This window comes from Paucibacter sp. PLA-PC-4 (genome assembly GCF_026241155.1).
Classification (GTDB): domain Bacteria; phylum Pseudomonadota; class Gammaproteobacteria; order Burkholderiales; family Burkholderiaceae_C; genus Roseateles_E.
Genome location: NZ_JAPFGP010000023.1, coordinates 25,205 through 38,973 on the forward strand (window position 1 = coordinate 25,205; position 13,769 = coordinate 38,973).

Sequence of the window (13,769 nt, forward strand, 5' to 3'; positions counted from 1 at the left end):
GGTCTTTCTGACTGCAGCGCGGATTCTATTTCGGCGGCGCCACGCTTTGGCTCTGCCAGCGCCGCCGCGCCCACTGCGACAGATCATCCAGATAGCAATAGATCACCGGCACCACCACCAAGGTCAGCAGCGAGGAGGTAATCACGCCGCCGATCACCGCTTGCCCCATCGGTGCGCGCTGCTCCGATCCCTCGCTGAGCGCAAAGGCCAGCGGCACCATGCCGAAGATCATCGCCAGCGTCGTCATCAGGATGGGCCGCAGCCGTACCTGTGCGGCGCGCAGCAGCGCCGCCTCGCGGCCCATCGGCGCCGCATCGACCCCGTGGCCATGCTCGCCCTCGCGGGCGCGGATCGCAAAATCGATCAGCAGGATGGCGTTTTTGGTCACCAGACCCATCAGCATCACGATGCCGATGATGGAGAACATATTCAAGGTCGAGCGGAATGCCAAGAGCGCCAGCACCACGCCGATCAGCGTCAGCGGCAGCGAGCTCATCAGCGCCAGCGGCTGTAGAAAGCTCTTGAACTGGCTGGCTAGAATCATGTAGATAAAGACGATGGCCAGGGCCAGCGCGCCGACCGCGTACTGGAAGGACTCGTTCATGTTCTTGGTCGAGCCGCCAAAGCTATAGCGGTAGCCGGGTGGGAAGGCGGTGTCGTCCAGCACCCGCTTGATATCGGCCGAGACCTCGCCCGAGCTGCGGCCCAGCGCGTTGGCGTCTATCGTGATCTCGCGGTTAAGGTCGCGGCGGTTGATCTGGTTCGGGCCGGTCGAGGGCCGGATCTCGGCCACCTGGGACAAGCGCACGACGCGCGCCGCGCCGTCGGCGGTCGGCGCCACATTGATCGGCAGCTGCGCCAGATCGGCCAGACTGTCGCGCCCCTGAAGCGCCAGTCGCACCAGCACGTCATAGTTCTCGCCATCGGGCGCACGCCAGTTGCCCACCGTCGTGCCAGCCAGCCAGGTGCGCAAAGAGCCGGCCAGCGCGTTGACGTTGAGCCCCGCGTCGGCGGCGGCCTCGCGCTTGACCTCGATGGCCACGGTCGGCTTGTCGGGCTTGAGCGTGCTGTCCAGGTCGACCAGGCCGGGGATCTGTTGCAGCCGCGCGATCACGCTCTTGGACAGGCGCTCCAGCTCCTTCAGGTCGGCGCCCTGGATGGAGAACTGCAGGCTCTTGCCGCCGCCGAGATCGGTCTGGCCAATATTGGTCACCGTGATGCCCGGTATCGTCGCGAGCTTGTCGCGCAGCGGCGTCACCAGATCGTTGACGCTGCGCTGTCGGTCCTTGCGATCCGTCAGGCGCACATAAATCGCGCCATAGATCTTGCCGGCCGCAAAGCCGCTGTTGATCGTCGTCACCGTGTAGCGGACTTCGGGCAACTCGCGCAGCAGCGCGTCGATCTGCTTGGCGCGCGCCTCTGTCACCTCCAGCGAGGAGCCGACCGGGGTGTAGAAATTGACCTGAGTCTCGGACAGATCGGCCTTGGGCACGAACTCCTTGCCGATGCCGCCTAGCAGCGCAAAGCTCAGCAGCAAGGTTGCCAGCGCGACCAGCAAGGTCAGGCCCTTGTGGGCCAGCGACCACGCCAGCACCTTCTGATAGCCCTGAGACAGCCAGTCGGTGAAGCGCTCGAAGGCACCGGTCACCCGGCCTATGGTCTTGTCATACCAGCTCACCGGCGGGCCGCGATGGCGGCCATGCGCCTGCGGGTCGTGCCAGATGCTGGAGAGCATCGGGTCCAGCGTGAAGCTGACGAACATCGAGATCAGCACCGCCGCGACAATGGTGATGCCGAACTCGTGGAAGAACTTGCCGACGATGCCGCCCATGAAACCGATGGGCAGGAACACTGCGACGATGGACAGCGTGGTCGCCAGCACCGCCAGGCCGATCTCCTGCGTACCGTCCAGCGCCGCCTGCTTCGGGCTGGCGCCCATCTGCACATGGCGCACGATGTTCTCGCGCACGACGATGGCGTCATCGATCAGCAAGCCCACGCACAGGCTTAGCGCCATCATCGTGATGTTATTGATCGTGAAACCGAAGATATACATGAACAAAAAGGTACCGATCAGCGCGATCGGTAGCGTCAGGCCGGTGATCACGGTCGAACGCCAGCTGTTCAGGAACAGGAACACGATCAGCACCGTCAGCGCGGCACCCTCGATCAGGGTCTGGCGCACATTGGCCACCGAGACGCGGATGGCCCGCGAGTTGTCGCGGTTGACCTCGGTCTTGAGGCCCGCCGGCAGCAGACTTTGTGCCTCGCCGAGCGCGCGCTGCAGCCCGTCGACCACTGCGATGGTGTTCTCGCCCTGACTTTTCTGAACGCTCAAGAGCACGGTGCGCTGGCCGTTGTAGAGCGCCAGGCTCTCGATCTCCTGCGGCCCATCGACCACATCGGCGATCTGCCACAGCTTGATCGAGGCAGCGTTCTTGCGCGCCACGACGATGTCGCGAAAATCCTCAGGCCGCTTGAGCCGCGCGTTGATCTGCACAACCCGCTCCTGCACGGCCGAGCGGATATTGCCCAGCGGCAGCTCCTGGTTCTCGCTGCGCACGGCGGCCAGCACCTGCTCCATCGTGATGCCCAGCGCCTCCATCGCCGCCGGCCGCAGCTGGATCTGGATCTGACGCTGCAGCCCGCCGACCACGCTGACCGAGCCGACGCCGCGCACATTCTCCAGCCGCTTCTGCAGCACCTGGGTGGCCCAGGTAGTCAGCTCCTGGGTGCTTTGCTTGCCATCTGTGGACAACACAGCGACATTGAAGATCGGGACGCTTTGCGGATCAAAGCGCGAGATGCGAGGCTCCTTGACCTCGTCGCGCAGCGTGGGTCGCATCAGCGCAACCTTCTCGCGCACATCCTCGGCCGCCTTGCGTCCATCGACATCGAGATTGAACTCGATGATCACCACCGAGCTGCCCTCGTAGCTGCGCGAGGTCAGCGTGCTGATGCCAGCCACCGTGTTAACCGCCTGCTCAACCTTCTTGGTCACCTCACTCTCGACGATCTCGGGCGAGGCGCCCGGATAGTCCATCTGCACGACCACGGTCGGGAAGTCGATGTTCGGAAACTGGTCGACCGACAGGCGCTGGTAGCTGAAAAGCCCCAGCACGACAAAAGCCAGCATGACCATCACGGCCATCACCGGGTTATTGATCGAGACGCGGGTGAACCACATGGGTGGTCAGCGCGCGGGGGCCGGCATCAGCTTGACCGCCGTTCCCTCGGCCACCTGGCCGGTCGCGCCGCGCAGCACCTGGGCGCCCTCGCCCAGGCCGCCGAGGATCTCAATCACCGGCTGCCCGGCGACCTCACCGCTGCGGCCCGGCTCCACCGTCTGCGCAAGCACCCGGCCCTCGCGCACCAGCAGCACATAGGGCCGCGCCTTGTCGATGCGCAGCGCATCAGCCGGCAGCACCAGCCCTTCGCGGGAGTCCAGCACCAGGCTGCCGCGCGCGAACTGGCCGTGGCGCAGCCCCGGCTTGGAGTCGACCCGCAGATACAGCAGCACGGCGCGCGAGCCGATCTGCGCGGCCGGATTGATGCGCGAAAGCGTAGCCTGCACCGGCAAGTCCTGACCCTCGACCTGCAGCTGAGCCAGCGAGCCGATCTGCAGGCCGGCGATCTGCTCGGCCGGCACCGCCGCCTCCAGCTCCAGCCGGCTCAGGTCGACAATCTCCAGGATGCGGCCGTCCAGCGCCACCCGCTCACCGGGCTGGGCGAGCCGCTGCGAGACCTGGCCGCTGATCGGCGCTATCAGCCGCGCATCGGCTCGGGTCTTGCGCGCCAGCTCGACCGCGGCCAGGGCTGACAGCCAGTTGGCCTGGGCTGCCGCCTCGCCGGAGGCCGAAGACTCAAGTGCAGTGGCCGAGATGAAGCCCTGGCCGACCAGGGCCCGGTTGTTGTCCAGTGTGCGGCGGGCAATTTCCTGCTGGGCCTTGGCGGCCGCCGCGACCTGCTCGGCCTGGCGCAGCCGCCAGTCCAGCTCGGTGGCCTCCAGCTCGCCGAGCAGCTGGCCGGCGCGCACGGTGTCGCCCTCGCGCACCGTCAAGCGCTTCAGCTCGGCCGCCACCTTGGCCTTGACCAGGGCCACATCCAGCGCCTTCAGCCCGCCCGACAGTTCCAGGCTGCGCGCAAAGCGCTGGCGTGTGGCGCTGGCCACATCGAGCGCGCCCAGTTCCAGCACCGCGCCGCTCTTGGCCGCTACCGGCGGCGCCCCGGGCTTGTCGCGCCGCGACAGTAGGGCCACGGCCAGCGCCGCGAGCGCAAGACCGAGCAGCAGAATCTTGAACTTGCGGCTCACTGTCATCAGTCGCCTTCCTTGGCTTGGCTGTCAAGCGGCTGGCTCAGCAGCCCGCGCAGCATCAGGTCCAGCTGCACGGCCAACACGGCCTCGGGCTGTATCGGTGGGCTCAGCATCTGGCAGGCCCCGAAGGAGTGCTCGAACAAGACCATTTGCAACATCGGCGCGATCAGCACCTGCACGGTCTCGATCACCGGCACCGGTCGGAACTCGCCGCTGGCGATGCCGCGCGCCACCAGGCCGCCCAGCAGCTCATGGGTCGGTACGATGACCTCGTCCAGGTAGAACTGCGCCAGCTCCGGGAAGTTGCGCGCCTCGGCCATCATGATCTTGCTGATGCCGCCTGCCGGCCCCAGGCCGACCCGCTGCCACCATTCGCGCAGCACCAGAGCCAGCAGCTCGGCCATGCTGCCCTGGTGCTGAGCGGCGATCTGCATGCCTTCGGCGATATGGCTGGCCAGATTGGCCCGCACCACCGCCTTGAACAGCTCTTCCTTGCTGGGGTAGTACAGATACAGCGTGCCCTTGGACACGCCAGCGCGCGCGGCCACCTCTTCGGAGCGGGTGGCGGCAAAGCCCTTCTCGATGAAAAGAGCCAGCGCGGCCTCCAGCAGCTCCTGCGGCCGCGCTTCCTTGCGGCGCTGGCGGGGGCTGGCGGAGGGGGTCGGGGTGGGGGACGGCGGCATGCAACTTGTACTGACTGACTGGTCAGTAATGTACGCAGCACCTAAGCGCCGGTCAATCGCGGCTTGACCGGGCCCCTTTCTTGCGCGCTGTGCTGTCATGGGGCGCCGTTATCATGCGGGCCCAATCAAGCAGGGAGTGAGTGTTGGACGCAGTGCTGTTGATCAAGGCCGCCATCATGGGTGTGGTGGAAGGCCTCACCGAGTTTTTGCCGATTTCTTCGACCGGCCACCTGATACTGGCCGGCGCGCTGCTCGGTTTTGACGACGCCAAGAGCAAGGTCTTCGATATCGCGATCCAGACCGGCGCGATCTTCGCGGTCATCCTGGTCTACTGGCAGCGCCTGCGCGAGGTGGTCGCCGGGCTCGGTAGCGAGGAGCGTTCGCGGCGCTTCTTGATCAATGTGGCGGTCGGCTTCGCGCCGGCCGTGATCCTGGGCCTGCTGCTGGGCAAGGCGATCAAGGCCCATTTGTTCACCCCAACCGTGGTGGCCGTTGCGCTGATCGTCGGCGGCTTCGTGATCCTGTGGGCCGAGCGGCGCAAGCAAGCCGTCGTGCGCATCGAGCATGTTGACGATATGACGCCGATGGACGCCCTCAAAGTAGGCTTGGCCCAGTGCGTGGCGATGATTCCGGGCACCAGCCGCTCCGGCGCCACCATCATCGGCGGCATGCTGTTCGGCCTGTCGCGCAAGGCCGCGACCGACTATTCCTTCTTCCTGGCCATTCCGACCCTGATTGGCGCCGGCGCCTACAGCCTCTACAAGGACCGTGCGCTGCTGGCGCTCAGCGATGCACCGATGTTCGGCGTGGGCCTGCTGTTCTCATTCATCAGTGCCTGGGTCTGCGTGCGCTGGCTGCTGCGCTATATCGCCAGCCACAGCTTCGAGGTGTTTGCCTGGTACCGCATCGTGTTCGGCATCGTGATCCTCGCCACGGCCTGGAGCGGCCTGATTGCCTGGACGGCGTGAGAGTTAAAAGCCGTCTGAGATAATCCGAACATGACGATCACGATCAAATCCGGCGCCGATATCGAAGCCATGCGCATTGCCGGACGCCTGGCCTCCGAGGTGCTTGACATGCTGACCCCGCATGTCAAGCCCGGAGTCACGACCGAGCAGCTCGACAAACTGGCCCACGACCATATCGTCCATGTCCAGAAGGCCATCCCCGCGCCGCTGAACTACTGCCCGCCGGGCTACACGCCCTACCCCAAGTCGGTTTGCACCTCGATCAACCATCAGGTCTGCCACGGCATCCCGAACGACCGGCCGCTGAAGAACGGCGACATCGTCAATATCGACGTTACCGTGATCAAGGACGGCTGGCATGGCGACACCAGCCGCATGTTCGTCGTCGGCGAAGGCTCGATCGCGGCCAAACGTCTGTGCGCCTTCACCTACGAGGCCATGTGGAAGGGCATCGCCAAGGTCAAGCCGGGCGCGCGACTGGGCGATATCGGCCACGCGATCCAGACCTTTGCCGAAAACGCCGGCTTCTCGGTGGTGCGCGAGTTCTGCGGCCACGGTATCGGCCAGGTCTTCCATGAAGAACCTCAAGTGCTGCACTACGGCCGCCCCGGTACGCTCGACGAGCTGGTGCCCGGCATGGTGTTCACGATCGAGCCGATGATCAATGCCGGCCGCCGCGAGATCCGCGAAACCGGCGACGGCTGGACCATCGTCACCAAGGACCGCTCGCTCTCGGCCCAATGGGAACACACGGTGCTCGTGACCGAGACCGGCTACGAGATCTTCACGCTCTCCGAAGGCAGCCCGCCGCCCCCCGCCTTCATCACCGCCGGCTGAGCCCATGCTCGCTACGCCCGGCGGCGGCACGACCCTGGACATCGCCGAGCTGCGCCGCCAGCTCAAGCAGGGCAAGCAGGCGTTGATCGCCGACTTCCTGCAACACAAGGCCAGCGTCACAGCAGCCCACACGCTGATGCGCCAGCTGGCGCGCCAGGTCGACGGGCTGTTGCAGGCGCTGTGGGCCCAGGCCGGCATGCCGGCCGGCGCCTGTCTGGCCGCCGTTGGCGGCTATGGCCGCGGCGAGCTCTTCCCCTACTCCGATGTCGACGTGCTGCTGCTGCTGCCCGACGGCTGCGAGGCCCACCAGCCCGGCGCCGTCAAGAGCAGCATTGAGGCCTTCATCACCGCCTGCTGGGACACCGGGCTGGAGATCGGCTCCTCGGTGCGCACGCTGGGCGAATGCCTGCAGGAAGCGGCCGGCGACGTCACAGTGCAGACCGCGATGCTGGAGGCTCGCCCCCTGGCTGGCGCCCGGCCGCTGTTCAAGCGCTTTGAGAAGGCGCTCGGCCAGGCCATGGATGCGCGTGCATTCTTGCGCGCCAAGACGCTGGAGATGCGCCAGCGCCACACCAAATACGACGACACGCCTTACTCGCTGGAGCCCAACTGCAAGGAAAGCCCCGGCGGACTGCGCGACCTGCAGTTGCTGATCTGGATCGCCCGCGCCGCCGGCCTGGGCAAGACCTGGCGTGCGCTCAGCGCACGCGGCCTGATCACGCCCTTCGAGAGCCGCCAGCTGCAGCGCAATGAGGGCTTACTGAACCTGATCCGCTGCCGCCTGCACGCGGTGGCCGGCCGCCGCGAGGACCGGCTGGTGTTCGATCTGCAGACCGCCGTCGCGCTGAGCTTTGGTTACGAGAACAGCCCGGGCCAGCGCGCCTCCGAGGTGCTGATGCGGCGCTACTACTGGGCCGCCAAGGCCGTCAGCCAGCTCAATCAGGTGCTGATGCTGAACCTGGAGGAGCAGATCAACGGCTCGCAGCAAGACCTGCGCCGCACGATCAACGCGCACTTCATGGAGCGGGCCGGTATGCTGGAAGTCGTCAGCGACGATCTCTACGAGCGCGAGCCCCACGCGATTCTCGAGACATTTCTGGTCTATCAGCAGACGCCCGGCATCAAGGGCCTGTCGGCCCGCACCTTGCGCGCGCTCTACAACGCCCGCGAGCAGATGAACGGCGCCTTCCGCCGCGACCCGGCCAACCGGGCGATGTTCATGCAGATTCTGCAGCAGCCGGAAGGGCAGACCCATGCCTTTCGGCTGATGAACCAGACCTCGGTGCTGGGCCGCTATCTGTGGGTGTTCCGGCGCATCGTCGGCCAGATGCAGCACGACCTGTTCCATGTCTACACGGTCGACCAGCACATCCTGATGGTGCTACGCAATGTGCGGCGCTTCTTCATCCCCGAGCATGCGCACGAGTACACCTTCTGCTCGCAGCTGGCCGCACAATTCGACAAGCCCTATCTGCTCTATATCGCCGCTCTGTTCCACGATGTGGCCAAGGGCCGCGGCGGCGACCACTCCGACCTCGGCGCGGTCGAGGCCCGGCGCTTCTGTCGCGACCATGGCCTGTCGCGCGAGGACAGTGCGCTGGTCGTGTTCCTGGTCGAGCATCACCTGACCCTGTCCCGGGTGGCGCAGAAGGAGGACCTGTCCGATCCAGAGGTGATCGCCGCCTTTGCCAAGAAGATGGGCAATGCGCGTCGCCTGACCGCGCTGTATTTGCTGACTGTGGCCGATATCCGCGGCACCAGCCCCAAGGTCTGGAACGCCTGGAAGGGCAAGCTGCTGGAGGACCTTTACCGGCTGGCGCTGCGCGCCCTGGGCGGCGCCAAGCCCAATCTAGCGGCTGATATCGAGGCGCGCAAGCAGGAGGCGCGCGAGAAGTTGGCCCTGCATTCGATGCTTCCCGATACCGAGGCACCGCTGTGGGCCACCTTGGAGCTGAGTTACTTCGCCCGCCACGAAGCCGGCGACCTCGCTTGGCATGCGCGCTCGCTGTGGCGCCATGTGCAGGCCGCCATTCCGATCGTGCGCGCCCGCCCTTCGCCGATCGGCGAAGGCCTGCAGGTGCTGGTCTATGCGCCGGATCGCCAGGACCTGTTCGCACGCATCTGCGGCTATTTCGACGGCGCGGGATTCAACATCCTGGACGCCAAGGTCCACACCACCCGCAAAGGCTACGCGCTGGACACCTTCCAGGTCACCAGCTCTGACCTGGAATCACATCACCGCGATCTGGTGCCCCTGGTCGAGGCCAAGCTCAGCGAGGCGCTGAACGCCGAAGGGCCGCTGCCTGAACCCAAGCGCGGCCGCTTGTCGCGCCGAGTCAAGTCCTTCCCCTTCACGCCGCGTATCGCGCTGCGGCCTGACGAGCGCGCGCAGCGCTGGCTGCTGTCGATCAGCACCAGCGACCGCGCCGGCCTGCTCTATGCGATCGCCCGCGTGCTGGCCCGCCACGGCATCAATCTGCAGTTGGCCAAGATCTCCACCCTTGGCGAGCGCGTCGAGGACACGTTTTTGGTCGACGGCGCCGCGCTGCAGCAGAACAAGGCCCAGCTGCAGATCGAAACCGAGCTGCTGGACGCCGTGTCGCTGCCCTCATGAGCACCCTGCCCTCCCACGTCGTTGCGGCACCCGAGGCGCTGGCCGAGCTGGACCGCTTCGACGCCATCATCGACGTGCGCACACCGGCCGAGTTCGCCGAGGACCATCTTCCCGGCGCACTGAACTGGCCCGTACTTAGCAACGAGGAGCGCATCGTCGTCGGCACGCTCTACAAGAGCTCGCCCTTCGAGGCCCGCAAGATCGGCGCGGCCATGGTGGCGCGCAATATCGCCGCCCATCTGGATGCGCACTCTGCGCCGCTGCCCAAGAGCTGGCGCCCGCTGGTCTATTGCTGGCGAGGCGGCCAGCGGTCCGGCGCGATGACCTGGTTCCTCGGGCAGATCGGCTTCAAGGCACGCCAGTTGCAGGGCGGCTACAAGGCCTACCGGGCCCAGGTGCGCGAGGACCTGGCGCAATGGCCGGCGGACCTGGAGTTGCGGCTGCTGTGCGGCCGCACCGGCAGTGGCAAGACGCGCTTGCTGCAGGCCCTGGACGCCGAGGGCGCCCAAGTACTGGATCTGGAGGCCTACGCCGCCCATCGCGGCTCGGTGCTTGGGGGCCTGCCCGGCAAGCCCCAGCCCAGCCAGAAGCGCTTCGACAGCCTGTTGTGGCTGCGCCTGCGCGCGCTCGACAAATCCAGGCCCATCTACATCGAGAGCGAGAGCCGCAAGATCGGCCAGCTGCGCGTGCCCGAGGCCTTGCATGAGCGCATGCGCGCCAGCCCTTGCCTGTGGCTGGAAATGCCCGAGGCCGCGCGCGTCGAGCTCTTGCTGCAGGACTATGCGCATCTGCGCGCCGACCCCGAGGGGTTCTGCGCGCTGATCGACGGCCTGATCACGCTGCGCGGCCGCGACACGGTGCGCGGCTGGCAGACCCAGGCACGCGCCGGCGACTGGGCCACCTTGTTCGCTGCGATGATGCGCGAGCATTACGACCCCGGCTACGAGCGCTCGCTGCAAGGCCATTTTCCGCAGCTTGCCCAGGCACGCCGGCTTGAGCTGGCCAGCGCCGAGCCGGCGGCACTGCAAGACCTGGCACGACAGCTGCTGACCTGATCCAGATCAAGACTGGTGCACACTCGCACTGGCACTATCGGATCCTCGATGCGAACCCAACAAGCCCTGCAGGAATCGCGCCGCTTCGGCGTCAAGCCCATCCCCTTGCTGCGCCCGCTGGGCTGGCTGGCGCGCGGTCTTGCCGATCTGCGCCGCTGCCCCGGCCCCTCGCTGGCTCATGGTCTCGTGATGGCCGCCGGCGGGAGCTTGATCTTCTGGCTGGCGCGCGAACGTTTCTGGTTGCTGGCCGGTGCATTCAGCGGCTTCTTGCTGGTCGCCCCCATCCTTGCCACAGGGCTGTATGCGATCAGCCGGGCGCTGGAGCGTGGCGAGCGGCCCGGCTGGAGCACCGTGTTGCGGGCCTGGCGGCCGCATGACGGGCGGCTGATCCTGTTCGGCCTGCTGCTGGCCCTGGCCGGCAGCGGCTGGGTGCTGACCTCGGCCTCGCTGATCACGGTGTTCGCGCCCGGCGCCATCACCAAGCCGCTGGACTTTGTGCGCCAGGTGGTGCTGAGCGAACAGTCACTGCTGTTCGAGGCATGGCTTGGGCTGGGTGCGCTGCTGGCCGCGCCGGTGTTCGCGTCCAGCGTGGTTGCGATCCCGATGCTGCTGGACCGGCGCGTCTCGGTGCTGGCCGCGGTCTTCACCAGTTGGCGTGTCGTGCTCGAGCACCCGGCGCCGGTAGCGCTGTGGGCCCTGCTGATCATGGGGCTGACCCTCATCGGCATGCTCACGCTGATGCTGGGCCTGATCGTGATCTTGCCGCTGCTGGGCCATGCCAGCTGGCATGCCTACCGCGATCTGGTAAGCGGCAAGGACTGACGGCAATGTTCGGCTATAGCGAGGAGCAGATCGCGACCTTCGGCCTGAGCTTCGGCGTGGCTGCCTTCATGCTCTATATGGTCTTCATCATCCTGCAGCTGGCCCGCGAGTCTAAGGCCGGAAAGCTGGGCACCTTCATCCTGCTGCTGGGCCTGGGCTTTGGCCTGGTGGGCTTCGCGGCCAAAGGCGTGATCAAGTTCTTCCTCAGCGGCATCGTCGAATGACAAATGCCAAGCTGAGCAGCCGCAGCTTCCGTCACAGCCTGTTCGAGGACGCGCAGGCGCTGATCACCGGCACCTTGTTCGTCGCGCTGGGCGTGGCCCTGTTCAAGCAGGCCGGCATGCTCACCGGCGGCACGGTGGGTATCGCCTTTTTGATCCATTACGGCAGCGGCCTGCCTTTCGGCGCGCTGTTCTTCGCGCTGAACCTGCCCTTTTACTGGCTGGCCTATCGCCGGCTGGGACTGGCCTTCACCGTCAAGACCGTGCTGGCGGTGAGCCTGATGTCGCTGCTGTCCGAGCTGCTGCCGCGCTGGCTGCGCTTTGCCGATCTGAACCCCTGGTTCGCGGCGGTCGCCGGCGGCCTGCTGATCGGCGCGGGCATGCTGATCCTGTTTCGCCACCGCGCCAGCCTGGGCGGACTCAACGTACTGGTGCTCTATCTGCAGGAGCGCTACGGCTGGCGCGCCGGCTATGTACAGGCCGGGCTGGACGCGGTCATCTTGCTGGCTTCGACCGCGTTTGTGGCGGCCGACCGCATCGGCCTGTCGCTGCTGGGCATGGCGGCCATCAATGCGGCCCTGGCGGTCAATCATCGCCCCGGGCGTTATATGGCGACCTGAGGGCTACAGCAGCCCGCTGTACCAGCGCAGTTCGAGCAGCTTGCGCGCCAATTGATGGCTGCGGCCTTCCGGGTTGGCCAAGTCGTGCAGGATGCTGAAGTGGTCAAGACCAGGCACATCCTCGCAGATCGGCACGCTGCGCGCCCCCCAGGCTTGGCGCAGCAGGCCGTTCTGACGCTTGAACTCCTCGCTCTCCTTGGCACCGACCACGCAGTACACAGGTGTCTCATCGGGCGCCGGAAAGTTGACCGGGCTCAGGCGCCGCACCGCATCGGCATCCAGGCGTAGATCGCGCTGCAAGGACGGTGCATGGCGCAGCGGCTCCAGATCATGCAGGCCCGAGATCGACAGCACGCCCTTGACCAGATGGCGTGGCAGATCCGGTGCCACCGCCTTCCAGTCGCAGCAGGCCAGCATCGCCGCCAGATGGCCGCCGGCCGAGTGGCCGACGAGCACGATCTGATTCGGATCACCGCCATGCTCGGCTGCGTGCCGCCAGACCCAAGCCAGGGCCTGCACCAGTTGCAGCGGGATGTGCTCCATGCTGACGCCGGGGCACAGCGCGTAATTCGGGATCACCACCATCGCCCCTTCATCGGTGAAGACCGGGGCGAGGAAGGAGTGGTCGGCCTTGTCCAGCGCCCGCCAGTAGCCGCCGTGGATGAACACCAACACCGGGGCCAGCGCCGAATGCTCGGTCTGGGCGGGGAACAGGTCCAGACGCTCGCTGGCATGCGGGCCATAAGCCAGGTCCAGCCGGCAGACCGACTTCTCACGCGACAGCTGGGCCGCCCGCGTCCAGCGCTCCAGAATCTGCGCGCTGTCGGCCACGCGGGCCCGGTTGTCGTACTGCGTGTCAAACCACTCGGGAGCGTGGTCGGCCATGGGGCATCCTTTGCTGTTGAAGACCTAGAGGACGCAAGTGTCTCCCAGTCTCCCCGGCAGGCGCTCTCGCCGAAAACCCGCAGTAGCGATCCCCTCCGATGCTGCAAAAAGGGCCCGACGGCCTCAGAGGGCCGTCGGGCCAAACGCGCGGGTCGTGAAGAACAAACGCCCGGCAACTGCAAGGTAAAAAAGTGAGACGCTGCGCTCAGTGGGAACCGTAGGCGCCGGGATCGAACTCGTCCTCGTCGAGCTCGCGCGAGCGCGTCAGCAAGGCCGCCATCGCGCGCCGGCGATCCGCGCCCGAGCTCACCGCCCGGTCGAGGATGGGCGCGAGCTGCGGGTCGCTGCGGATGCGCAAGCGGGCCTGGCGCACGGCGGCCATGAACTGCGGCTGCTTGGCAAACACATCCAAATAGTCCCAGTGCCGCTCGGGAAACTCGCGCCACCAGGCGATGATGCTGTCCGGGTCGTTCAGATTGAGATTCATGGTGATGCTCTCACTCGCTGGGGTTTGTTGGCGGGATGGCCTTTGTTCAATACTGTGTAAATATACAGTATTGAGCTGAGCTGGCAAGCGTTTGCAGAGCGCACGGCCGTTGCATCAGCACCACCGGATGGGCTGACTGGCCCAATAACAGGAATCATTCTCAATTAAGATTGCGCCTCTTGCGGTCTCGCTGCACGCGACCGCCCGCCCGACGCGCCAGCCATCGCCAGCAACGGAAATCCCCCGACAGCGGATTCGCCTG

Annotated in this window: 12 protein-coding genes; 7 read left to right on the forward strand and 5 right to left on the reverse strand. The window is 66.3% G+C overall.

What is annotated here, in order from left to right; all coding sequences use genetic code 11:
• Window positions 1-25: 25 nt before the first annotated feature.
• From OOZ63_RS25505 to OOZ63_RS25515, 3 genes are read right to left on the reverse strand one after another with little or no spacing between them, the layout of a single operon-like run.
• Window positions 26-3,187, reverse strand: coding sequence for an efflux RND transporter permease subunit (locus tag OOZ63_RS25505; RefSeq protein ID WP_266008479.1), 3,162 nt, complete (start codon window positions 3,185-3,187; stop codon window positions 26-28).
• 6 nt (window positions 3,188-3,193) lie between these two features.
• Window positions 3,194-4,318 carry an efflux RND transporter periplasmic adaptor subunit gene (locus OOZ63_RS25510; protein ID WP_266008480.1) on the reverse strand — a complete coding sequence of 375 codons (1,125 nt, stop codon included), beginning with the start codon at window positions 4,316-4,318 and terminating at the stop codon, window positions 3,194-3,196.
• Window positions 4,318-4,998 carry a TetR/AcrR family transcriptional regulator gene (locus OOZ63_RS25515; protein ID WP_266008481.1) on the reverse strand — a complete coding sequence of 227 codons (681 nt, stop codon included), beginning with the start codon at window positions 4,996-4,998 and terminating at the stop codon, window positions 4,318-4,320. The genes OOZ63_RS25510 and OOZ63_RS25515 overlap by 1 nt, the downstream gene beginning before the upstream one ends.
• 143 nt (window positions 4,999-5,141) lie before the next feature.
• On the opposite strand from OOZ63_RS25515, the gene OOZ63_RS25520 reads away from it, so the two are divergent.
• From OOZ63_RS25520 to OOZ63_RS25550, 7 genes are read left to right on the forward strand one after another with little or no spacing between them, the layout of a single operon-like run.
• Window positions 5,142-5,966, forward strand: a complete 825-nt coding sequence (locus tag OOZ63_RS25520; protein WP_266008482.1) for an undecaprenyl-diphosphate phosphatase — start codon at window positions 5,142-5,144, stop codon at window positions 5,964-5,966.
• A 30-nt stretch (window positions 5,967-5,996) separates the two neighbouring features.
• Window positions 5,997-6,803 carry a type I methionyl aminopeptidase gene (gene map / locus OOZ63_RS25525; RefSeq protein WP_137942423.1) on the forward strand — a complete coding sequence of 269 codons (807 nt, stop codon included), beginning with the start codon at window positions 5,997-5,999 and terminating at the stop codon, window positions 6,801-6,803.
• A 4-nt stretch (window positions 6,804-6,807) separates the two neighbouring features.
• Window positions 6,808-9,417, forward strand: a complete 2,610-nt coding sequence (locus tag OOZ63_RS25530) for a [protein-PII] uridylyltransferase (RefSeq protein WP_266008483.1) — start codon at window positions 6,808-6,810, stop codon at window positions 9,415-9,417.
• Window positions 9,414-10,472: a tRNA 2-selenouridine(34) synthase MnmH gene (mnmH, locus tag OOZ63_RS25535; protein WP_266008484.1), complete on the forward strand. Its 1,059-nt coding sequence runs from the start codon at window positions 9,414-9,416 to the stop codon at window positions 10,470-10,472. Before OOZ63_RS25530 ends, mnmH begins: the two co-directional genes overlap by 4 nt.
• 48 nt (window positions 10,473-10,520) lie before the next feature.
• Window positions 10,521-11,294 (forward strand): DUF2189 domain-containing protein, encoded by a 774-nt coding sequence (locus OOZ63_RS25540; RefSeq protein WP_266008485.1) that lies wholly within the window; start codon window positions 10,521-10,523, stop codon window positions 11,292-11,294.
• A gap of 5 nt (window positions 11,295-11,299) precedes the next feature.
• On the forward strand, window positions 11,300-11,518 hold the full coding sequence (locus tag OOZ63_RS25545) for a DUF2788 domain-containing protein (protein WP_137942419.1): 219 nt from the start codon (window positions 11,300-11,302) through the stop codon (window positions 11,516-11,518).
• Window positions 11,515-12,135 carry a YitT family protein gene (locus OOZ63_RS25550; RefSeq protein WP_266008486.1) on the forward strand — a complete coding sequence of 207 codons (621 nt, stop codon included), beginning with the start codon at window positions 11,515-11,517 and terminating at the stop codon, window positions 12,133-12,135. The genes OOZ63_RS25545 and OOZ63_RS25550 overlap by 4 nt, the downstream gene beginning before the upstream one ends.
• Before the next feature lie 3 nt (window positions 12,136-12,138).
• Here the strand turns inward: OOZ63_RS25550 and OOZ63_RS25555 are convergent, their stop codons facing one another.
• Together OOZ63_RS25555 and OOZ63_RS25560 are read right to left on the reverse strand one after the other, a co-directional pair.
• Window positions 12,139-13,020, reverse strand: coding sequence for an alpha/beta hydrolase (locus tag OOZ63_RS25555; RefSeq protein WP_266008487.1), 882 nt, complete (start codon window positions 13,018-13,020; stop codon window positions 12,139-12,141).
• A 205-nt stretch (window positions 13,021-13,225) separates the two neighbouring features.
• Window positions 13,226-13,507 (reverse strand): hypothetical protein, encoded by a 282-nt coding sequence (locus tag OOZ63_RS25560; RefSeq protein WP_266008488.1) that lies wholly within the window; start codon window positions 13,505-13,507, stop codon window positions 13,226-13,228.
• Window positions 13,508-13,769: the final 262 nt, after the last annotated feature.

Coding starts and splice junctions, on each gene's coding strand:
- OOZ63_RS25550 (WP_266008486.1), top strand. CDS start 11,515: ATGACAAATGCCAAGCTGAGCAGCCGCAGCTTCCGTCACAGCCTGTTC.
- OOZ63_RS25515 (WP_266008481.1), bottom strand. CDS start 4,998: ATGCCGCCGTCCCCCACCCCGACCCCCTCCGCCAGCCCCCGCCAGCGC.
- OOZ63_RS25540 (WP_266008485.1), top strand. CDS start 10,521: ATGCGAACCCAACAAGCCCTGCAGGAATCGCGCCGCTTCGGCGTCAAG.
- mnmH (WP_266008484.1), top strand. CDS start 9,414: ATGAGCACCCTGCCCTCCCACGTCGTTGCGGCACCCGAGGCGCTGGCC.
- OOZ63_RS25545 (WP_137942419.1), top strand. CDS start 11,300: ATGTTCGGCTATAGCGAGGAGCAGATCGCGACCTTCGGCCTGAGCTTC.
- OOZ63_RS25560 (WP_266008488.1), bottom strand. CDS start 13,507: ATGAATCTCAATCTGAACGACCCGGACAGCATCATCGCCTGGTGGCGC.
- OOZ63_RS25505 (WP_266008479.1), bottom strand. CDS start 3,187: ATGTGGTTCACCCGCGTCTCGATCAATAACCCGGTGATGGCCGTGATG.
- OOZ63_RS25510 (WP_266008480.1), bottom strand. CDS start 4,318: ATGACAGTGAGCCGCAAGTTCAAGATTCTGCTGCTCGGTCTTGCGCTC.
- OOZ63_RS25530 (WP_266008483.1), top strand. CDS start 6,808: ATGCTCGCTACGCCCGGCGGCGGCACGACCCTGGACATCGCCGAGCTG.
- OOZ63_RS25555 (WP_266008487.1), bottom strand. CDS start 13,020: ATGGCCGACCACGCTCCCGAGTGGTTTGACACGCAGTACGACAACCGG.
- map (WP_137942423.1), top strand. CDS start 5,997: ATGACGATCACGATCAAATCCGGCGCCGATATCGAAGCCATGCGCATT.